Origin of the sequence: Flavobacterium aquidurense, from assembly GCF_002217195.1 — a bacterium.
Classification (GTDB): Bacteria; Bacteroidota; Bacteroidia; order Flavobacteriales; family Flavobacteriaceae; genus Flavobacterium; species Flavobacterium frigidimaris.
This window is the reverse complement of sequence record NZ_MUGR01000017.1, coordinates 21,522-43,803: the sequence shown is the minus strand read 5'-3', so window position 1 is coordinate 43,803 and position 22,282 is coordinate 21,522. Positions and strand designations below refer to the sequence as shown.

Genomic DNA, 22,282 nt, shown 5'->3' with positions numbered 1-22,282 from the left:
TTGAAAATTTTAGACAAATATTTACTAAAAACATTTCTGATTACATTTACTACAGTATTTGTAATCCTTTTTTTTATATTCATACTTCAAACCGTCTGGCTCTTTATTTCTGAACTTGCAGGTAAAGATCTGGACTTGATTTTGATTGTAAAATTCCTTCTTTTCTCAATGCCCCGAATAATTCCATTGGTTTTACCTTTATCGGTTTTATTGGCTTCTATTATGACTTTTGGAAATTTAGCTGAGAATTATGAATTCGCAGCCATGAAATCTTCCGGTATATCGCTTCAGAGAGCTATGCGGGTTTTGATTGTTTTTATTTTTGTCTTAAGTATTGTTGCCTTTTGGTTCGCCAACAACGTAATTCCCTACGCTGAATATAAATTTATAAATTTCAGAAAAAACATAGCCCAGGCGAAACCTGCAATGGCTATTGCCGAAGGCCAGTTTAACGATGTTGGCTTTTATAATATTAAGGTAAACAAAAAATCAGGTGAGAACGGAAATATTCTGACCGGCGTTACTATTCATGAAAAACCAAATAACGTTGGTGAAAACAAAACCGTTATTAAAGCAAAAGACGGTAAACTAATGAGCAATGAAAAGTCAAGTATTTTAAAACTGGTTTTGAATGATGGCTACTACTATCAGGATGTTACACCAAAAAAATACGAAGACCGTGCAAAACTGCCTTTTATAAAAAGTTCCTTCAAAAAGCAAATCATCAACATTGACTTGTCTGAATTGAACAAAGTCGATGAAGACAAAGAAAATGTAGGAAGCACTAATGCAATGCTGAATGTTAATGAATTGCGCTACACTTTAGATTCTTTAAACAAAAATCTCGATAATGAGATTATCTCTTTTTCAGAGAATATCAATCAGCGCGTTGGAATTAGGAAATCTCCAGTTCCGATAAAAATAGACAAAAAGAAAAAACCATTGCCTGCCAATGTTTTATCACTATATACGAATAAACAGAAATCAGATATTCTAAAAATGGCCGGCAGCAATGTTACCAGCAATATTTATTCGATCGAATCAACTCAAAAAGATTTAAAAGACAAACAACGGGAAATCAATAAACACCTAACTGCTTTATACGAAAAGTTCGTAATTGCTTTTGCCTGTTTTTTAATGTTTTTTATTGGAGCTCCCTTAGGTGCTATTATTAGAAAAGGCGGACTTGGTTTACCTATTGTCTTTGCGGTATTGATCTTTATTACGTTCCACTTTATCAATACTTTTGGAAAAAGGCTTTCGCAGGAAGCAGCAATGTCTCCGTTTATGGGTTCATGGATGTCCTCATTTGTATTACTGCCATTGGCTGTATTATTAACGTATCGTGCGACAAACGATAACGGACTGATCAACTTTGACGCTATTACAACTCCGATTTCTCAACTATTTCAAAAAATTTCCGAGCGGTTTTTTCCTGCTCAAAATCAAAAATAATTATGTCAACAACAAAAATACAACTGAATACCATTGAAGAAGCTATAGAAGATATTCGTCAGGGTAAAGTAATCATTGTAGTCGATGATGAAGATCGCGAAAATGAAGGTGATTTTTTGGCTGCAGCCGAAAAAGTAACACCTGAAATGATCAATTTTATGGCTACTCACGGACGTGGATTGATTTGCGCTCCATTAACAGAAAGCCGTTGCAAAGAATTAGATTTGAGACCAATGGTCACCAATAATACTGATCACATGGAAACTGCCTTTACAGTTTCAGTAGATCTAAAAGGTCATGGAGTAACAACCGGAATTTCTGCAGCTGACAGGTCAAAAACTGTCTTAGCATTGACTGATGCCAATGTAAAACCTCACGAACTAGCACGCCCAGGACATATTTTTCCATTAGTTGCTAAACAAGGCGGTGTATTAAGAAGAACCGGGCACACAGAAGCTGCTATTGATTTTGCGAGATTAGCAGGTTTTAAATCAGCCGGTGTAATTTGCGAAATTTTAAATGAAGACGGAACTATGTCGCGTTTGCCTGAATTGGTAAAAGTGGCTCAGAAATTTAATTTAAAATTAGTTTCTATCGAAGACTTAGTAGCATATAGAATGCAGCATGACAGTCTGATTGTTAAAAAAGAAGATTTTGATATTGAGACTCGTTTTGGAACTTTCAGATTAAGAGCTTACGAACAAACAACAAACAAACAGATTCACATTGCCTTAACAAAAGGAACATGGAATCTTGGCGATCCAATCTTAACCAGAATCAATTCGTCGCAGGTAAATAATGATTTATTAGGAACTTTGACGAATAATGCCGAGCAGCAATTAGACGATATGTTTAAGGTTATTAATGAAGATGGTAAAGGCGCCGTATTATTCATTAATCAGGATATGACTGCCGTAAATTTACTGAACAGAATTGCAGAGCTTAAAACACTTCAGGCAGAAGGAATAATGAAAGCACCAAAAGTGATCATTGACAGCAAAGATTACGGAATTGGAGCTCAAATCCTGCATGACATTGATATTTCTAAAATCAGGTTAGTTTCAAACACAGAACAAACAAAACGTGTTGGAATGATTGGATACGGACTTGAGATTACAGAATACGTAAGCTACTAATATATGGGAACATTAGAAGAAAGAATTAAAAAATCTGAGACGCATATCTTTAAAGCAGTTTTTCCGAGCACTACGAACCATTATGACACCTTATTTGGCGGAACTGCGCTTCATCTTATGGATGAAGTGGCTTTTATTTGTGCCACGCGTTTTAGCCGCAAAAAAGTAGTCACGATATCTACAGGTCAAATTGACTTTAAAAAAGCGATTCCGGCAGGAACTTTAATTGAATTAGTAGCAAAAGTGGATAGCGTTGGAAGAACCAGCTGTAAAATTCACGTTGATATTTTTATGGAACAAATGTATTCAGAACTTCGCGAAACGGTTGTTTCAGGAACTTTTTCGTTTGTTGCGGTGGATGAAAACAAAAAACCAACACCAATTTTAGACGATTTGGAATAATTTTTCCAAAATCTCTTTTTCGGAAATACTGATAATTAGACACTTGAAAATTAACTTAAAAAAATCACCGAAAAAGTTTTTATAATCGGAAAAGCGCACTATATTTGCACTCGCAATCACAAAACGATTGCGACATACTGGAGAAATGGCAGAGCGGTCGAATGCGGCAGTCTTGAAAACTGTTGACTGTAACAGGTCCGGGGGTTCGAATCCCTCTTTCTCCGCCAGTAGAAGTTTCAAAAGAAACTTTAAAAGTCAAAAGCCTTTAAACACTAGTGTTTAAAGGCTTTTTCGTTTTTACACACTTTTCAAAAAGCACATGTTTTATCAAAGAACGGTTACCCTATTAGTTACCCACTATTTTTTAGGATCTTTTTTCTCAAAAATGGGTAACTAAAAAGAAAGAATTCCCCGGGAATCCCCTGCTATCAATGGGCTCTCTTAAAATTTTTAATTCAATTTGATTATTAATTTTAAAACTAGATAACATGTTAAAAGTAATTTTTTACCAGAAATCCGACAGAGTAAACAAGAACGGCGAATCTCCAATCTATGCACGTTTGAGCTACAATGACAAACAAATTTCAATGTCAACCGGACAAGCCATTTCAAAAGAAAGATGGGCCAGCACTAATAACCTTAGAAACCAGCTTAAAATTGAAAAGGAAATAGTAATCAAAAATTTACTAGATCTTTTCCAGCTTAATGCAGCCAAAAAATTCACTGAACTATTCAGAATTGATCCTGAGGTTAACCTTCAATTATTAAAAGCTGAAATTACAGGCAAAGCCCAAATAGAACAGCCACAAGGGCCTAGCATAATTGAAATTTTGGAAACATACAATATATATTTCACCAAAAGAGTGAGCTCGGGAGAACGTGCACCAGCCTCACTGCAGAAATACAAAAGAGCAAAAGAGCTGCTTTTAAATTTCATCAGCAGCACTTACAAGAGTGAGGATATGCCAGCATCTGAACTATCCAGCTCTTTTGTCTTTAAACTGGAACAGTTCCTTAAATATGAGAGCAGTTTTAAAGAGCAGACAGGTATTAAAAACAATTCGGTGGTAAAATATATGAAAATGTATAAAACTGCATGCAATTATGCCATTAAGATGGATTTGATCATAAAAAACCCATTCAATATTTATGACGGCAGGCTCAGCGTAAAAGATGCTGTTTTCCTAACCCAGCAGGAATTGAATACAATTGAGAATAAAATATTTCCAACGCCTCGTCTGGAAAAGGTTAAGGATATATTTCTTTTCAGCTGCTACACAGGATACGCACCTGTCGATGCCTTGGAACTTACCGAAAGAAACTTATCCGAAGATTCGAATGGAAATTTATGGATTATGACAAGTAGAGCAAAAACTGCCATTAGAGCCAATGTCCCAGTTTTACCGACTATTGAGAAGATTATTTCGAAATACAAAAACGAGCAGAAAGGTCTTATCCCGAAAATTTCCAATCAGAAAATGAATGCTTATCTTAAAGAAATCGCGGATGTCTGCGGCATAAACAAACATCTTACATGGTATGTTGCAAGACATACTTTTGCCACAACTGTCACTTTAGGAAATGGAGTAAGACTTGAGAACGTATCTGCTATGATGGGGCATACCAACACTAAACAAACCCAGCACTATGCAAAGGTTTTGGATGTGAACATAATGGAAGACATGGCGAAACTGAAATCCAAGTTTAACTAGTAACTTTAAATTTCAGACTATGCTTCAAAATCAATTTATAGATATCTTAAATCTTATTAAACAATCAAGATTCAAAGCTTTAAAAGCAGTCAATACAGAATTAATAGACCTTTATTGGAACGTTGGGGAATACATCAGTCAAAGATTAGAATCTGAAGAGTGGGGTCTTTCTGTTGTTGATGAATTATCAAATTATCTACTTATAAATGAACCGACGTTAAAAGGATTTTCAAATAAAAATATTTGGAGGATGAAACAATTCTATCAGCAATATAAAGATTATCCAAATCTCTCAACACTGTTGAGAGAAATTAACTGGTCACACAATCTTGCTATTTTTTCCAGATGTAAAAGTATAGAAGAAAAGGAGTTCTACCTTAAAATCACTAAAGAGGAAAACTACAGCTTTAGAGAACTTGAGAGGCAAATTTCCTCCAGCCTTTTTGAACGTACCATGCTGGGAAATGCAAAACTCTCAACAGCGTTGAGAGAAATACACCCTAAAATAATCAATTCACTCAAAGACAGCTACATTTTTGATTTTTTAAATCTCTCTGAGCCTCACAATGAAAAAGATCTCAAGAAAGGACTGATCAAACAGATGAAAGATTTTATTCTTGAGCTGGGCAGAGACTTTCTATATGTAGGCGAAGAATATAAAGTTCAGGTCGGAAACAGTGACTTCTATATTGATTTATTATTTTACCACAGAGTGCTGCAGTGCCTTGTGGCTTTTGAATTGAAAGCAGATAAGTTTAAGCCAGAACATTTAGGTCAGATAAATTTTTATCTAGAAGCCCTTGACAGAGATGTAAAAAAAGAAAACGAAAATTCAAGTATCGGAATTTTACTTTGTAAAGATAAGGATAGTGAAGTTGTAGAATATGCCTTGAGTCGAAGTCTTTCTTCTACTATGGTAGCCGAATATAAAACTCACCTACCAGATAAAAATATACTCCAGCAAAAAATCCATGAATTGTTCAACAGCAATTTACAAATTGAATAAATCTATTCTTTCTAAACATTTTTAATTGCGCCCGCACTGCGGACGCAATTGACATGGGCGCAAAAGCATATTCATTTTTAATTGGCCTTGTTTACTAATTTTAACACAAGTGAATATACTAATTTAAGCACGTTTATATTTACTAATTGAACTACAGAGAAAAGAAAGGGCAGATAACGGGAAATACTTGATTTAATAGCTTCCAGAAGAATAGTTCCTTCAGTACGAAACTGGATTTTCAGAACGCCAATTAAATTGATATTGAAAATTTCACACAACATTTCCAATTGTGTCCGCAGTGCGGACACAATATAACCAGTTGAATGAAACAAGCAGCAAAACTATTAAAAGTCAATAAATAACAAAAAAAATCTACTGATTTCTATATTTAACCCTATATATCTATATAGCTTTCTATATATGAACTAATACATCTATATAATTACAAAAATGCAAAAAACCAACTTCATTTCATAATTGTATACATTTCAGTTTTCAAACATAAACCTCCAGAAAAAACAGTAAAAAAAGTTTCTAGTTACTATTTATAAAAAAACGTCTATAGTATATTTAGGTAGAAAGATAAGATAAGATAAGATAAGATAAGATAATACATCACACACGGCTTATTTGCGGGATAGACTTAGATACTATTTCTGCCACAAAAAGCTAAGGCGAATTCGGCAGACATTTAGCCTTAAACGGTTTTGTAACAGACTTGTGGCTCATGTGTGTCTTGAATAATACAAATCTAGAAAAATAAGGCTATAGGAAGTGTAGATTAGAAACTGCATTACACCGTTCGAAGCATGAAAATTGCTTTATCTCTCAATTAACTATTCTTTAATTTCAATTGTGCCTACAGTGTAGACATAATTGGATTTGAAATTTATTCAGAAAGGTATTTTCTTTCTATTTTTTCTTTTGCCTCAGTTAATAACGAATGAATTTTTCTAACTCATACAATGCTGCCTGTTCTAAGTCCTTTTCTAAATAGCCATTCGCTAGATTTAAAAAATCCAGTAAATATATTGTAAATTCTTATCAGAAACAGGTATTTGTAAGTTTGCTATTTCTGTACGTACAAAAGTTTTCTTTTCTATCTGTTTTCACAGCTCCCTTACACTCATTAATTAACTGTTAACCTGATTTGCATAAAAGATCATGGCATGATGATTTTTTATGGGTAATAATTCAATAAAATGTGACCAGCTTAATTTTTGAGAGAATACTATTACCATTGTCTTATCTTAAAATTGTTCTGCAAAACGAAGCATTCGTCTTAATTTTTTTTCAGTAAAACTTCTGCCATATTTAGTTTCTAATTTTGCCGACACTGTCGGGACAATTTGTTTTCCATATTCAGCACCATCACGTCAACGTTACTGATTTTGAGATTGGAAATACAAAACGAATAACCAATCAATTAGGCTATATTAAGTACAATGAAAATACAGGATTTAATGATAAAGCTATTATTTCAATATAAACTGATTTCTTTTATAGAATAATCACTATACTTTATTTATTCATTAATAAATTAATTTTCAATATAATAAACCTATACTTGCACAATAAACTTATATGGTTTACTATTAATTTTATTAGTTTATTATGGAAAAATTAAAAGACAATATCCAACAAATACTTAGTGTACAACTCGAAATAAAAAGAGTTACAAAATGAACAATTGAATAAGTTGCCTTACTGTTTACTAATTTTAACACAACCAAATATACTAATTAAAGCACGTTTGATTTTACTTTTTTTTGCAAACCAACGACTAAGCTGATATGAAAAATTGGACTAAAAATTGAATCAATAAAAAAAATACAAAATTCAAAAATATCAATAATTAAAATCTCGCCAATCGTTCTTTCATCAGTTTAAAATACTTTTCTTTCATTGCTTCAGACAAAAAAGAAATCTCAATTAATTCATTCCATTTCATTGTCTTCTCAAACATTGATTTTAAAGCGCTATCGATAATTTTGTCATTTAACCCTAATCTTTCTTTTCCAAAGTAATCAATAAAATCACCAGCTTTAAAATTATTTTTTTTTCCTTTTAATTTAAGAGCCATTTCTTCCTGCGGATTTTTTATAGCAATAGACGAATTCAGGAAATCATAAGCAGGCGTTAGAGTTGTTTTTCCTGATTTTGTTATCAAGGAAAAGTTTTTGAGATGCATGTCTTCATTACCAGTGATAAAACAGAATAGAATTCTCTTAAAAAACTCTGCTTTTTCAATTGAAGGAAATGTACAAAAGTCCTCTATCACTTTTACAATTTTCTCCATCGTAAAATTATATTTAGTATCCCTGGAACTCCCTGTCAGCTGTGCAAAATCTTCAGTGGCATATTTCCTGCCTTTACCATACCGGTCAAACCTTTTTATGAAATAAGATTTCGAATTATCTTTAGAATATATCAGTCCGTGAAGTGGTACTTCAATTCCATAAACCTTAGCCATTCGCATAGTAAGATCTTCATTTTCGGGTAATTCCGGAAATATATCGCTCTGCGGTTTGATAATAAAATTACCGTACTGATCTACAATTTCAAATTGCTGGTTTTTAACCGATAATACGGCGCTTAATTTAGGCTGAACGCCCTGAATTGATAACTTAGTTGCTCTATTTGCTGCTTCCTGACGTAGTTCTGATGCAGAAAAAGGAAGCGTTTCTAATGAGAGCAATTTAGAAGATAATAATTTCAAGCCTTCTATGCTATAAAGATCTCCTCCGCAAGGTTTATAAGTAATTGGACATCTATTCATCGCTTTCAGCTTTAACTGTTACTGCCCCCACCAGATCATTTCCTACAGCCATAAGCTGTGAAAAATAATCTTTCTTATCTATTTTATTTATTTTTAAAAGACCTTCAAGCATTATACCCTCTGGTAACAGCCCTTCAAAAAACGGCGGGAAATCCAGAAATGAATATTTTTTGTGGGAAGATGGCATAGTTAATGACACGGGCTCTGAAGAATAATCATCATCATAGATAAATAAATATCTTCCGCTTTTTTCTTCCATAAGCTCACCTGCCCTGGTACCGTGAACATAAACTACTGCTTTTCTCATCTCTTATTTTTTTAATGGGCTTATAAATTGAACATCAATATTCAAAACATCCAAGACTGCCATCAAACTGTCCCATCTTACGGATTTTTTATTCTTTTCAATATCAAACACAGTTGTTTTGCCGATACCTGCTAAATCTGCTAATTGAATCTGCGTTAGTCCTGCAGCTTTACGATGTTCGTTAATAAATTGTCCTAAATCAAAATTAACCATAATTACTGTCTAAGCAGTAAATATAGTAATATTTCATCTTACAAAATTTAAAAACTATAATTTTTGATATTTTTTACCGCTTTAACAGTAAATAGTTGGAAATATTTAAATTAATCCAAGGTTAATACATCAATCAATAAATATTACTGCCTTAGCGGTAATATCTGTTGATAAACTGAGTTTATGCATATTTAAGATGACAAGCTAAAGAAATTACTTCGTGGTATTCTTTCAATATCAACGGAAATCTGTATAAAAACACCATAGATGCTTTTACTGTTACCAATTTATATCCTGTACCAAGCACCTATTATGGCAAAAGTCAGGAAATGGTTTCCGGAAGTGCAAAATGGAACAGTACTTTACAATTTGATAAAACACTAAAAGGTCAGGTTTCCATTATTTATCTCGCTCCGGATATTATTCCGCAAGGAAAAGTTGGTTCAAGATTTTCTGTTGATTTAGGATTAAAAAAGACGGTTCAAAAAGGAAAAGGGGAGGTTTTTCTAAATGCTACCGATATTTTTAATACATTAGTCCTACAAAAAAAACATAAAAGGACAAGGTTTTAGCTATATAAGTAAAGATTATTACGAAACACAAGTAGTCCGATTTGGCTATAGTTATAAGTTTTAATTTTCTTAATAAGACGAAAAATTCAGTTTTAATTCAGAATTGAGTTGTAAACTTAGCGCCACAATATTAAGAAAATATGAAGAAACATTTACCAAAATTTGGCAGATATTCACTGCTGTTCCATTTTATGATCTGGTTTTTAATCGTGTCACAAATCTTACGATTTACTTTCTTTATATGGCAATATGACGAGGTTTCCTGGAATATAATTGATGTAATCAGAACTCTTTTTACAGGTTTATTTTTTGATATTGGTACAATTACTTTTATATCACTGGCAGGAATTGTTTATTATACTATAATGCCTAACAGATTTATAGGAACCTTATTAGATAAAATATTGGTCTGCTTTTTTACGGCATTAACCACATTTATACTTGTGTTTACCTTTTTTGCTGAATTAACATTCTGGGATGAATTTAAAACTAGGTTCAATTTTATTGCTGTAGATTACTTAATTTATACACATGAGGTTGTGGCCAATATTGAGCAATCATATCCTTTGCCGTTATTAATTGGAGGTGTATTAGTATTAACAGCTGTTTTTCTTTTCATTTTTCACAAAAGAAAAGCTTTTACTGATACTTTTAGTTCTAAAGCTGGTTTAAAAACAAGACTTGTTGTATTGGGCTGTGCTTTGGCTATTGCTTTATTTTTTGGTTCTTTCATTCATAATTATCAGGCAGAATGGTCATCAAACCGTTATAACTCTGAAATTTCTAAATCAGGAATTTATTCATTTTTTGCTGCCTTTAGAAACAACCAGATGAAGTATGTTGATTTCTATACTTCGATAGATAATGATAAAGCCTTTGGAATTATAAAAGAGAAACTTAAAGATCCAAATGCACGTTATAATTCTATGGGATATTCGATCCACAGAACTATTACCGACAGTACCCCATCATTAGAAAACAAAAATGTTGTATTTGTGCTTGTAGAAAGTCTTAGCGGAAGCTTCCTGAAAGAATTTGGAAATAAGGAAAACATTACGCCTTTCATGGATAGTCTGGCCCAGAAAAGTATATTCTTTAATGATCTTTATGCAACCGGTACCAGAACAGTTCGGGGCATGGAAGCCGTTACGCTTTGCATACCTCCGACTCCCGGACAATCTATCGTAAAACGACCTGAAAACCAGAATCTTTATACCGTTTGCAGTGTTTTTAAATCAAGAGCTTATGATTGTAATTTCTTTTACGGCGGCGATGGTTATTTTGATAATATGAATGCTTATTTTGGAGGAAATGGTTTTACAATTTATGATCGCGGACGTGGAAGTGTTTTGAGCGATAAGATAAAAACAACACGAAATAATATCAATGATAAAGAAGTAACTTTTGAAAATGCATGGGGAATTTGTGATGAAGATATTTTTAATAAAATGCTTAAAGTTGCCGATGCCCAATACAAAGACAAAAAGCCTTTCTTTAATTTTGTAATGACAACCTCTAATCACAGGCCTTTTACTTATCCTGAAGGAAAAATTGATATTCCGTCAGGAACAAGCCGTGAAGGTGCTGTAAAATATACTGATTTTGCTTTAAGGCAATTATTCAAAAAAGCAAGTACGAAACCCTGGTTTAAAAATACTGTATTTGTGATCATTGCAGACCATTGCGCGAGCAGTGCAGGAAAAGACGAGATTGATGTTGCCAATTATCATATTCCGGCCTTTATTGTCAACTTACCAGAGCAATACAACCAGAAAATAATGAAACAATGTTCCCAAATTGATCTTTGGCCCACTTTGTTTTCAATTTTTCACTGGAATTATGAATCTGATTTTTTTGGAAAAAACGTGCTTGATTCAAAATTTGAACAGCGAGCCCTTATGGGAACGTATCGTAAACTTGTTTTGATGAAAAAAGAAAAAGTAATGATTCTTTCCGATCAGAAAAAACAAGCTTTTTACAGTTGGAACAAAAGCGATAACAGCTTAAAAGCAATACCAATGAATCAGTCCTTTTTGGATGAAACCATTTCGTGGTATCAAACTGCAGATTACCTTTTTACAAATAAACTTTTAAAATAAATAATGACTCATATTCATTTTATTATTAATCCGATTTCAGGAAGCGGCAAACATAATCTTGCCGCCTCTTATATTCTTCAGCATTTTCCAGCCTCAGAATATCAAATTGCAGTGGATTATACCAATCACAAAACACATGCTGTTGAATTAACAAAAGCAGCAGTAAAACAGAATCCTGATTATATTGTAGCTTGTGGCGGAGATGGTACGATTAACGAAGTTGCCTCTTGTTTAGTAAACACCACAATTGTTTTGGGAATTATTCCGGTAGGATCTGGAAATGGTCTTGCATCAAACTTAAATATCCCAAGAGATTTTAAAAAAGCTATTGACATTATCAAAAAAGGGGAAACAACTTTTATGGATGTTGGAAAAATAAATGATTTTTACTTTTTTAGCAATATGGGAATTGGTATTGATGCTTTAATTATTAAAAAATACGAACGTTCCGGTAACAGAACATTATCTTCTTATGTAAAAGCGGCACTTTCGTCAAGTTTTCAGTACGAAGCCAAACAGGCAATTATATCATTTGAGGATCAGAAGATAGAAGTTAATCCGTTTATGCTTTTTATCTCCAATTCAAACGAAATGGGATATAATATGAGCTTAACGCCAAAAGCAAGCCTTAGTGATGGACTATTAGATATGGTAATTATCCCGGAATTATCTTTTATCCAAAAACTCTTATTGGGATTTAATGTGCTTAGAAATACAATTGAAAAATTTAAAAAAGCAAAACATTATTTAGTAAATGAAGTGCACATCAAAATGCCCCAAAAGATCTATATAGACGCACAGATCGATGGTGAACAGTACCATATAAAAACTAATATCATAAATGTACGCATCTTGCCCAAAGCTTTGAAGGTACTGGTTTAATTTATCTCTGAATAAATCCTGAATCAGAATTTATTCAGAGATTTTTTTGAATCATCCCAGTAAAATACGGTCCATTTCTAGTATGTATAAATTTTTATTGACCTTGATCTTAGTATCAATTCCGATACTGCCGTCACCGTAAGGTTCATATTTTTTACAATTGGAAACTGAAAAAAGCACAACTACCGGTACATGAACCGATTTTGCTAAATGCATAATACCGCTATCGGCACCAATAAAAATTGCCGTATTAGCTATTACCGAACCTATCTCACGAATGTCTTTACTATAAAAACTGGTAGCCTTAAATCGAATTTGAGAAGCATTTTCCAAAGGCAGGATTTCAATAATATTATAATCCCGCTCATATTTTCTTTTTAACAGTTCATAAAAATCACTCCACCATAACTCCGAATAACATTTATCACTTGTTGCATAAGTAAATATGGCAATTGTCTGCTTTTGGTTTCCAAATTTTCCATTAAGAATTTTTCTACCTTGGTCGATTTCTTCTTTACTTAAAGCAAGATCAATAGTGCCAACTGGATTAGAATTTGTGTTAATACCCAAAGCCTTTAGATATTCCCTGAAATTATACACCGGATATTTGGCAATATGATGATAATCTTCTCGCTTTTCCTCATCATCATTTATAGTATCGCCATAAAATTTATAAGTTGCATTTGAAGAAACTTTCTGAAGTTTCAATGGAATTCAGAAGTAAATAGCGTAAAATTTTATATTCATTTGTCGATGAGTTTAAAATTTAAAAAGAAAAAAATCCTGTATCGTTCTAAAATTTAAGCAATTAAAATAAAAAAATACCATCCCTGGTCTTAAAAAAAGTTATTATCTTGCTAAAGAATAAGAAGAGAATTACAAAAACAGCAGTATAGCTTTACAATCTGACTTTGAGTTTATTTTCAAGAGCCAGTAGTAGCTTGTTCTGGCATTAAAATATCGGTTTGACTATGAATTGCATTATTGTTGACGATGAAGAAATGGCAAGAGCCATCATAGAAAAAATGATTGAGAACACCCCTCAATTAAACTTGTTACAAGAGTTTTCAAATGCTATGCATGCCATAAAATACTTGAATCAGAATGAGGTCGATTTAATTTTTCTGGATATCCACATGCCTGATTTTACAGGTTTCGATTTTATTCAAACAATTAAAAGTCCTCCCAGAATTATACTGATCACTTCTGATAAGAATTTTGCTATCGAAGCTTTTGAATACGACTGTATTGTTGATTATTTAGTAAAACCTATTACAGAAGATCGTTTTCAAAAAGCAATACAAAAAGCCAATGCAATGCCATTATCTACGAAATTAATTGTAAATAAAGAGGTAAAAGAAGATAATGCAAATGAATTTTACATTAATATTGATCGCCGTTTAATCAAAATTGAATTTGCTTTGGTTAATATTGTAGAAGCCAAAGGAGATTATATTCATATCAAGACGGAAAACAAAAACTATGTAGTTCACTCCACTCTTAAAAAAATTGAAGACAAATTACCTAAAGATTTGTTTTTGAAAGTACATCGCTCCTTTATCATCAATACCAAAAAAATTATTGACATTGAAGACAATAGTGTCTTAATTGGTAAAGATGTCATTCCTGTAAGTCGTGCCAATCGGCCAGATTTAATGAAACGCTTGAATTTATTGTAGATTTTTAATCAAAAATAGAATTGTATTCTTCTGATACTTATCATCAGTTGTTTACTATTTTATTCAAATGATTTTGAGAAAAAAATGATTAAACCAAAATTATTTTTTTGAATCTTCCTAATGATTTTATAGGCTACTACAAAAACAAATAGCTCAATTTGAGATCAAACTATTTAAAATACTAAAATTCCTTAAAAATAAAAACGAGATTAGATTATACTTGCAAACTTCGCAATATGATCTAAAAATCGTACTGTTTACTCCTATTCCACCTATAATGGCTTCTCATTAATTACATTCTCTTGAATCACAAAAAAACTACATTTTTTTTTTTTAAAATAACACAATCTTCTACAAATAAAACAGTTACAGCAGCCACTATGGCTTTTCGTCTCTATTATTGAAGTTTATTTTAGAAAAATACACTTAATCAATACTAAGATTTCATTTAACTATAGTAAACTTCCATCCATCGAAATTTAATGAATTCAGGATTCACATACATGTAAGTTTGCTTCATAAAAATTATATATTATGAAAATAACAATTGTAGGAAGCGGATACGTTGGACTTGTAACTGGGGCCTGCTTCTCAGAGGTAGGCATCGATGTTCAATGTGTTGATGTTGATCCAGTTAAGATTGACAACTTAAAAAAAGGAATTGTTCCGATCTATGAACCTGGTTTAGAAAAAATGATTACCGGAAACATGGAAAAAGGAAGATTGCACTTTACAACAAACCTATCAGATGCAATCCAAGATTCTGATATTGTTTTTATCTCTGTAGGAACCCCGTCTGATGAAGATGGAAGTGCAGATCTAAAGTATGTACTACAAGTGGCCCGGGACTGTGGCAAACACATGAATGATTATATGCTGGTAGTAACTAAAAGTACCGTTCCTGTTGGAACTTCAAGAAAAGTTAAAGAAGCTATTGAGCAGGAGTTGGCTAAAAGACAGGTAAACATTTTATTTGATGTAGCCTCAAATCCTGAATTTCTAAAAGAAGGGGCCGCAATTGATGATTTTTTAAAGCCCGACAGAATTGTGGTAGGAACAGAAAGTCCAAGAGCAGAAGAATTACTCAATAATTTGTACAAACCTTTTACCCTTAACGGTCATCCAATAATCTTTATGGATATAGTGTCTGCAGAAATGACTAAATATGCGGCAAACGCAATGCTTGCCACTAAAATCAGCTTCATCAACGACATTGCCAACCTTTGTGAAATTGTTGGAGCGGACATCAATAATGTTAGAAAAGGAATAGGCTCAGATGCAAGAATTGGGAATAAATTCATCTATCCTGGTATTGGTTATGGTGGATCATGCTTTCCCAAAGATGTGCAAGCATTAATAAAAACTGCAAAAGAAAACAATTATGATTTGCAAGTTTTAAAAGCTGTCGAGGCTGTAAATCAGAATCAAAAATCGGTATTATTTACTAAAATTCTGAATTATTATAAAGGAGATTTAAAAGCAAAAACTGTAGCGATTTGGGGGTTATCCTTTAAACCACAAACAGATGATATGCGAGAAGCACCATCCCTAGAAATAGTTAATAAACTTCTTAAAGCTGGTGCAAATGTAAAGGCATATGATCCTGTTGCAATCCAAGAAGCGAAGCATTATTTCGGTAGCTCAGTATCCTACTATACAGACCAATATGAAGCTTTAATTGATGCCGATTGTTTAGCGGTATTAACAGAATGGCCGGAATTTAAAATACCAAACTTCAAGATCATAAATAAATTACTAAACACAACTGCAATTTTTGACGGTAGAAATATTTATGATGCCGCAGAAATGAAAAGAAACGGTTTCGATTATTTCTGCATAGGTGTTAATACGACAAATCCAGTTTTAAAATTAGAACTAAAGACGGCTTTCTAAAATTTAATAGTAAAGAATATGACACGAAAAAAAATTCTTGTAACTGGCGGCGCCGGATTCGTTGGATCGCATTTATGTGAAAGATTATTAAACGAAGACCATGAGGTGTATTGTTTGGATAATTTCTTTACTGGCCAAAAACAAAATATTATTCATTTACTTGATAAGTCTTATTTTGAGTTGATTCGACATGATGTGATTGCACCCTATCTTATTGAAGTTGATGAAATATACAATTTAGCTTGTCCTGCTTCTCCAATTCATTATCAATACAATCCCATTAAAACCATGAAAACATCTGTTATGGGAGCTATTAATATGTTAGGACTTGCTAAGAGAGTAAACGCCAAAATTTTGCAAGCTTCTACTAGTGAAGTGTATGGTAATCCACTAATACACCCTCAACCGGAAAAATACTGGGGAAATGTAAATCCCATTGGAGAACGTTCCTGCTACGATGAAGGTAAACGTGCTGCTGAAACCTTGTTTAGTGATTATCATAAACAAAATAATGTGAAGATTAAAATTGTTAGAATTTTTAATACCTATGGCCCAAGAATGCATCCGAATGATGGCAGAGTGGTTTCCAATTTTATAGTACAAGCATTAAAAAATCAAGATATAACGGTATATGGTGAAGGACAACAAACCAGAAGCTTTCAATATATTGATGACCTGGTAGTTGGCCTGATTAAAATGATGGCTTCCCCTGATAGCATTACAGGACCTGTAAATATTGGAAATCCAAATGAATTTACGATTCTGGAGCTTGCTAAAAAAGTTATACAACTTACCCAATCAAAGTCAAAAATTGTTTATGAACCATTGCCATCAGATGACCCGATGATGAGAAAACCAGAAATTTCTATTGCAAAAAAAGAACTTAACTGGTCTCCATCAGTATGTCTTGATGAAGGTTTAGAAAAAACTATAGCTTTTTTTAAATCTGTTCTTTAATCAAAAAAATCCAATCTTATAAAACAAAATCATGAAGAAAAAAATTTTAGTAGTCGATGACGAACACACTACTTGTGTGTTATTGGAAAATTTTTTGTCTCCAGACTACCAGGTTGTTACTAAAAACTCAGGAATTGAAGCGCTGGTCTGGCTTGAAAATAATTTGCCCGACTTAATAATCAGCGATATTCAAATGTCTAAAATGAATGGGTTTGAATTCTTGAAAGAAGTTAGATTAATGGGGTTTACCAAACATACGCCGGTAATATTACTTTCAGGAAACAAAGAAAGTAAAGAACGCATTAAAGGTTATCAATTAGGAGCTCAGGATTACCTGACAAAACCTTTTAACCCCGAAGAACTAAAGGAAATTACCCGAAAAAATTTGTTTCCAATTCACTACGCCAGTAACTGGTAAGCACTTAAAAGTCCTTGATTTTAAAACTCATATTTATTGCCATGACCATACTTTATATAGGAAAATCGACTGAAACTTATAAGCAATGTGCTAAAGATAAAAATAGTACTCTAATTGCTGTACAAACCAGTATTGAGTGTTTACAACTACTCAAAAACAAAAATAATATTGATGTAATTATATGTTCTTATAACTTAACCGGGAACACAGGATTGTATTTATTTGATGTCCTTAAAAACGAATCTATTTTAAAAAACAGACCTTTTATATTAGTTTCTGATGAACACAATAGTTCGCTTTTGGCAGAAACTTTTGCAAAAGGTATAAACGATTACTTTGTTTCTTCTAGTACAGCGGTTAACCAAATAATAGAGAGAGCACAATCATTATACAAATTAAAAGACTTAAATAAAGCGGTTATCGATAATTTAATTCCTCACGAAACTTACAAATTACCACTATCAAAAAGAATTTTTGATGTTTTTTTTGCTTTTTCAGTGTTGATTTCTATTGCTCCTTTAATTTTATTAATTATGCTGGCAATAAGACTTGAGTCTAAAGGAAAAGTCTATTACATTTCTAAACGAGTGGGCAAAAAAACATTCGATTTTTACAAACTAAGATCAATGCATTCCGGTTCTGAAGATTTAATAAAAAAACTAGCACAAGAAAATAATCAGTATAAAAAAGCAAAAACGCTTACAACCATTGATTTCGAAGCCCCCTGTCCAAAATGCAGTAAATTGTTAAAAGGAAAATTGTGTTCACCACTACTACATATTGATGCTAAAGAAATATGTGATTATTGGTATAACACCCAAAAAAATGAAATTGAAAAAACGAATTCAACTTTTATAAAAATAGCAAACGATCCTAGAATTACCAAAATTGGAAAATTAATTAGAAATACAAGTATTGATGAACTACCTCAGTTAATTAATGTAATTAAAGGTGACATGTCTATCGTAGGAAATCGGCCTCTTCCAGTATATGAAGCCGAATTATTAACAAAAGATACTATGTCAAAAAGATTCTTAGCTCCCGCTGGTATTACTGGTTTATGGCAGGTCGAATTAAGAGGAAGAGGAGGCGAAATGTCTGAAGAGGAACGAATGCGTCTTGACAATGAATATGCAGATCATTTTACCGGTAACAACTATTCTTTTTGGTACGACATCAAATTAATTTTAAGAACCTTTCCTGGCTTAATTCAAAAAAGTACTGTTTAATTCAAAAACCAATAACAATGAAAACTATTTTTAAAATAATGATTACCCTATATTTATTAATCTTTCAAATTTCTGAGATAAAAGCTCAAAACAGTTCCGTAAATGAATCTGGATCTTCAAATACAAAATTAATAATTCCCAGCCTTAGTGTGCTAATTGATTCTGCGCTTGTTAATAATGGTATGGTAAATTATCGAAAATTGGAGATTGATGCTAAGGATTGTAATTTAAAAGGTAAGCAACAATACTGGACTAGAAATTTTGGAGTACAAGTAAACAGTGGATATGGAACCTTCAATAATTTATCTTCCATTAGCGGAGATAATTCGACCGTAAATTTAGCAAGCAATACAAAACAATTGAATTACAATGTTGGTCTCTATTTAAAAATGCCTGTTTTTGATGTGATCAATCGTAAATCCCAAATTAAGCAAGCTAAATCAGAACTTGAACAAGCTAAAAGTTTAGCAAAATCTCAAGAAGACGAACTAAAACAAGCTGTTATTCGCAATTATGAAGAATTAGTTCTTAAGGAAAATTTACTCGAATTACGAGCTTCAAACCTAGGAAACGCAAGAGTAAATATGGAAATGGTGGAAAAAGAGTTTAGAAATAGTATAATCCCGATTTCTGAATACGTAAGAATTTCAGATATGACCTCCAGAATAGCTGCCGAATTTGAACAGGCAAAATCCGAATTTCTGGTTTCAAAGAAATTATTGGAGAATTTAACCGGTCTTGAAATTAATTAAAATTACAGCCTTAAAATAATATTTATTCATGCGTTATGTTTTTTTTTAAATTATCTATTTATTCTTCATAAAGAAAGGTTTATTCTATCGATGAATAAGCCTTTTTTATTTTTAATAAGCTCCTCCCCTTACTTCTGGCGATTAGACTTTTTTTGCATAAATTTTTATTTTCAAGGAATAAATTATCCATTAAGCATCCCAACAAACACACTCCCAAGATATTTTATCTCAAATATTTAGCGATTAATCAATATTAAATATCCATTCAACGACAGATAGCTTCAACCCAGCGAAATATAGGCTACTTCGCTTTTAATAGTTGGTAATTTTGAATCATAATAACAGATGCATCACTAAAATGACGTAATAAAAATGGGTGTAAATTAATAAGTAAAAACACTAATAACACTAATATGAAACTAATAGAATTTATAAAATTAATTTTAAAACATAAGGTAGCTTTTATTGTGATTCCCTCATTTGTTGGAATACTAGCCATTTTGTTTACCAATAACCCTAAGCACAGTTATTGTTCTCAAACAAAACTTTATACAGGGTTGGCTTCGGGTTCATCTGTAGAAATGGATAAATCATTTAATTACTTTGCTACTAATATTGCATTCGATAACTTAATTAACATTATTAACTCCAGAGACACTCAGGAAGAAGTTGCGATACGCTTATTAAGCCAGCATCTACTTCTAAGCAAGCCCAATAGCAAATTTATCTCTGACAAAACTTTTGAGGAATTAAAAGCAGATATGCCAAAGGAAATCTATCGCTATGTTTCAAAATCACATCGTAACTCTAACATCATTCAACCCAATTCTGAAGATGAAGAGGCCATCAATACAATACCTGCAAACGTTAGCAGAGCTGATTATGAGCAAACAGTAACCAATTTAATGAATTTGATGAAGAGTAATAACACAAATTTCGTGTATTCTTTATTAAACTTCGATCATCCCTATTATTCGCTGGAAGCTATTTCAAAAATAAAAGCGGTACGTATCTCTACCAGCGATTTAATAGAGTTAAGCTATGAGACCGAAGATCCTGGTATTTGTCAGCAAACATTGGCAATCTTTAATGAGGTTTGTATAAGAAAATACAAAAATCTTAAAGAAACCGGTTCTGATGCTGTAATAAAATATTTTGAAACGCAACTCAATCATTCTGAAAATAAATTAAAAAATATAGAAGATCTTCTATTAAAATTTAATCAGGACAATGGCATTATTAATTATTATGAGCAAAGTAAGGCCGTTGCAAATGTAAAGGAAGATATGGATGTGGAATACAGTAATAAAAAAGCAGAATTAGCCGGTTCTGAGGCCTCTGCAAAAAAATTAGAGCAAAAATTAGAAGTGCAGGAACTGGTACAGGAAAAAAGCAATCAGATTCTTGAAGGCAAGAAACGTTTAGGCGAACTGAATTATGAAATTGTAATGGGTGAAGCAAAATCCAGCAATTCTGAAAAATCTCCCAATGTTGAAGCACTACAAAAACAAGCTTCACAACTTCAGACCGAAATTAAATCGAGTGTAGCAAAATTATATACTTTTCAAAATTCAGCAGAAGGCGTGCCAACATCAAAAATATTACCAGAATGGGTTGATAAAGTAGTTGAAACAGAAGACCTTAAAGCCAAACTGCAGGTTATGAATAAGCGTAATAGAGAATTTGGACAAGAATATGCTAAATACGCCCCTGCTGGTGCTAATCTAAAAAAAATTGAACGACAAATTAATGTGGCCGAACAGGAATATTTAGAAATTCTGCACGGTCTAAATTTAGCAAAATTAAAATTTCAGGATACGCAATTATCTAGTAATCTTAAAGCTGTCGATCCTCCTTATTTTCCATTAAAACCAACACCTTCAAAACGAAAAATAGTCATTATTGCTACCATTGTATTAAGTTTTATTCTATTGTTAGGGAGTTTATTGGTTATGGAATTTTTCGACAATACCTTAAAAAATGTAACTCTTGCAGAAGATAAACTTAAGATTCCTGCCCTGGGTATGCTCTCTAAAGTATTTAAAACAAATGGTAAACTAGATCTGATTAGCATTCAGGACAGGCTTATGGAACTCGTTATTCAAAATCTGAATCACGCACTTAAAACACAACAGACGTCTAATGGAACAAAGATTATAACAATATTAAGTACTCAGAAAAATGAAGGAAAGACCGTAATAGCAACTAATATTGCGAAGAAACTAAAGTATGCAGGTAAATCATTGGTAGTCCTTAACCATTCTGATATATCAAAACCAAGAACCAGTTCACAACAATTTCCTTTATTGAGTCTGCTTTTAGGTTATCAAGATCCTAGAATAGATTACGATCATCCTTTTTTAGTAAATCCTTCTGATTACCTTGATGCCGCTGAATATCTAAAATATGAAGTTGATAGAGAGTTTTATGATTCAGACAGCTATAATGAATTAACTATTAAAGGAACAGGTATACCTGAAAAACCGCTTGATTATGTGATTATAGAATTACCTAATGTTCTGGATACGAACTATCCAGCCGATTTAATAGTTGCCTCTGATTTGGTAGTATTAGTTTGTAGATCTAACAGATTATGGTCTAAGGCTGACGAAAATCTATTGAACAACATAAAGGAGCTTACTCCATCAAAACTTCAGTTTATCATTAATGGTGTAGAAATAGATGAAGTAGAATCACTTTTAGGAGAATTACCAAAAAAACGATCTAAAACACGAAGCAAAATAAAAAATATCCTACGCTTTCAGTTTCATCTAAAAAATCATATCTAATC

Annotated in this window: 19 protein-coding genes, 1 tRNA gene and 1 pseudogene; 16 read left to right on the top strand and 5 right to left on the bottom strand. The window is 32.5% G+C overall.

Going from position 1 to position 22,282, the window contains the following annotated elements; all coding sequences use genetic code 11:
* The 6 genes from B0A67_RS09315 (at nucleotide 1) to B0A67_RS09290 (ending at nucleotide 5,711) form a co-directional block, all read left to right on the top strand.
* On the top strand, nucleotides 1-1,455 hold the full coding sequence (locus tag B0A67_RS09315; RefSeq protein WP_072964541.1) for an LptF/LptG family permease: 1,455 nt from the start codon (nucleotides 1-3) through the stop codon (nucleotides 1,453-1,455).
* A 2-nt stretch (nucleotides 1,456-1,457) separates the two neighbouring features.
* Entirely contained in the window at nucleotides 1,458-2,591 is a 1,134-nt protein-coding gene (ribB, locus tag B0A67_RS09310; RefSeq protein ID WP_072964542.1) for a 3,4-dihydroxy-2-butanone-4-phosphate synthase, read from the top strand.
* A 3-nt stretch (nucleotides 2,592-2,594) separates the two neighbouring features.
* Complete coding sequence (locus tag B0A67_RS09305; protein WP_072964543.1) at nucleotides 2,595-2,993, top strand: acyl-CoA thioesterase; 399 nt, start codon at nucleotides 2,595-2,597, stop codon at nucleotides 2,991-2,993.
* 139 nt (nucleotides 2,994-3,132) lie between these two features.
* Nucleotides 3,133-3,220: transfer RNA gene (locus tag B0A67_RS09300), tRNA-Ser, on the top strand.
* 261 nt (nucleotides 3,221-3,481) lie between these two features.
* Nucleotides 3,482-4,705, top strand: a complete 1,224-nt coding sequence (locus tag B0A67_RS09295; RefSeq protein WP_072964544.1) for a site-specific integrase — start codon at nucleotides 3,482-3,484, stop codon at nucleotides 4,703-4,705.
* A gap of 19 nt (nucleotides 4,706-4,724) precedes the next feature.
* Complete coding sequence (locus tag B0A67_RS09290; protein WP_072964545.1) at nucleotides 4,725-5,711, top strand: PDDEXK nuclease domain-containing protein; 987 nt, start codon at nucleotides 4,725-4,727, stop codon at nucleotides 5,709-5,711.
* 1,250 nt (nucleotides 5,712-6,961) lie between these two features.
* On the opposite strand, the pseudogene B0A67_RS25405 reads toward B0A67_RS09290, so the two are convergent.
* The 4 genes and pseudogenes from B0A67_RS25405 to B0A67_RS09270 form a co-directional block, all read right to left on the bottom strand.
* Nucleotides 6,962-7,069: pseudogene (locus B0A67_RS25405) on the bottom strand (PDDEXK nuclease domain-containing protein); the annotation flags it as partial.
* A 497-nt stretch (nucleotides 7,070-7,566) separates the two neighbouring features.
* Nucleotides 7,567-8,490, bottom strand: coding sequence for a HipA domain-containing protein (locus B0A67_RS09280; RefSeq protein WP_072964548.1), 924 nt, complete (start codon nucleotides 8,488-8,490; stop codon nucleotides 7,567-7,569).
* Nucleotides 8,483-8,797, bottom strand: a complete 315-nt coding sequence (locus B0A67_RS09275) for a HipA N-terminal domain-containing protein (protein WP_072964549.1) — start codon at nucleotides 8,795-8,797, stop codon at nucleotides 8,483-8,485. Before B0A67_RS09275 ends, B0A67_RS09280 begins: the two co-directional genes overlap by 8 nt.
* A 3-nt stretch (nucleotides 8,798-8,800) precedes the next feature.
* Entirely contained in the window at nucleotides 8,801-9,010 is a 210-nt protein-coding gene (locus B0A67_RS09270) for a helix-turn-helix domain-containing protein (protein WP_072964550.1), read from the bottom strand.
* A 212-nt stretch (nucleotides 9,011-9,222) separates the two neighbouring features.
* Here B0A67_RS09270 and B0A67_RS09265 point away from each other — a divergent pair, with 212 nt between their 5' ends.
* The 3 genes from B0A67_RS09265 (at nucleotide 9,223) to B0A67_RS09255 (ending at nucleotide 12,563) form a co-directional block, all read left to right on the top strand.
* Nucleotides 9,223-9,582, top strand: a complete 360-nt coding sequence (locus B0A67_RS09265) for an outer membrane beta-barrel protein (protein WP_317044081.1) — start codon at nucleotides 9,223-9,225, stop codon at nucleotides 9,580-9,582.
* 140 nt (nucleotides 9,583-9,722) lie between these two features.
* Nucleotides 9,723-11,681, top strand: coding sequence for an LTA synthase family protein (locus tag B0A67_RS09260; RefSeq protein WP_072964552.1), 1,959 nt, complete (start codon nucleotides 9,723-9,725; stop codon nucleotides 11,679-11,681).
* Nucleotides 11,682-11,684: 3 nt separating this feature from the next.
* The gene (locus tag B0A67_RS09255; RefSeq protein ID WP_072964553.1) at nucleotides 11,685-12,563 is read left to right on the top strand and encodes a diacylglycerol/lipid kinase family protein; all 879 of its coding nucleotides are present in this window, start codon (nucleotides 11,685-11,687) and stop codon (nucleotides 12,561-12,563) included.
* Between the two features lie 51 nt (nucleotides 12,564-12,614).
* On the opposite strand, the gene B0A67_RS09250 is transcribed toward B0A67_RS09255, so the two are convergent.
* Entirely contained in the window at nucleotides 12,615-13,271 is a 657-nt protein-coding gene (locus B0A67_RS09250; protein WP_072964554.1) for a glycosyltransferase family 9 protein, read from the bottom strand.
* A 263-nt stretch (nucleotides 13,272-13,534) separates the two neighbouring features.
* Here B0A67_RS09250 and B0A67_RS09245 point away from each other — a divergent pair, with 263 nt between their 5' ends.
* The 7 genes from B0A67_RS09245 to B0A67_RS09215 all read left to right on the top strand — a co-directional run bounded on the left by B0A67_RS09245 (nucleotide 13,535) and on the right by B0A67_RS09215 (nucleotide 22,280).
* On the top strand, nucleotides 13,535-14,242 hold the full coding sequence (locus tag B0A67_RS09245; protein WP_072964555.1) for a LytR/AlgR family response regulator transcription factor: 708 nt from the start codon (nucleotides 13,535-13,537) through the stop codon (nucleotides 14,240-14,242).
* A gap of 534 nt (nucleotides 14,243-14,776) precedes the next feature.
* Nucleotides 14,777-16,135 carry a UDP-glucose dehydrogenase family protein gene (locus B0A67_RS09240; protein WP_072964556.1) on the top strand — a complete coding sequence of 453 codons (1,359 nt, stop codon included), beginning with the start codon at nucleotides 14,777-14,779 and terminating at the stop codon, nucleotides 16,133-16,135.
* A gap of 18 nt (nucleotides 16,136-16,153) precedes the next feature.
* Nucleotides 16,154-17,092 carry a UDP-glucuronic acid decarboxylase family protein gene (locus B0A67_RS09235; RefSeq protein WP_072964557.1) on the top strand — a complete coding sequence of 313 codons (939 nt, stop codon included), beginning with the start codon at nucleotides 16,154-16,156 and terminating at the stop codon, nucleotides 17,090-17,092.
* Nucleotides 17,093-17,123: 31 nt separating this feature from the next.
* Complete coding sequence (locus B0A67_RS09230) at nucleotides 17,124-17,510, top strand: response regulator (protein WP_072964558.1); 387 nt, start codon at nucleotides 17,124-17,126, stop codon at nucleotides 17,508-17,510.
* 14 nt (nucleotides 17,511-17,524) lie between these two features.
* The gene (locus B0A67_RS09225; RefSeq protein WP_123887373.1) at nucleotides 17,525-18,739 is read left to right on the top strand and encodes a sugar transferase; all 1,215 of its coding nucleotides are present in this window, start codon (nucleotides 17,525-17,527) and stop codon (nucleotides 18,737-18,739) included.
* Between the two features lie 17 nt (nucleotides 18,740-18,756).
* Nucleotides 18,757-19,491: a TolC family protein gene (locus B0A67_RS09220; RefSeq protein ID WP_072964560.1), complete on the top strand. Its 735-nt coding sequence runs from the start codon at nucleotides 18,757-18,759 to the stop codon at nucleotides 19,489-19,491.
* A gap of 413 nt (nucleotides 19,492-19,904) precedes the next feature.
* On the top strand, nucleotides 19,905-22,280 hold the full coding sequence (locus B0A67_RS09215; protein ID WP_072964561.1) for a GumC family protein: 2,376 nt from the start codon (nucleotides 19,905-19,907) through the stop codon (nucleotides 22,278-22,280).
* Nucleotides 22,281-22,282: the final 2 nt, after the last annotated feature.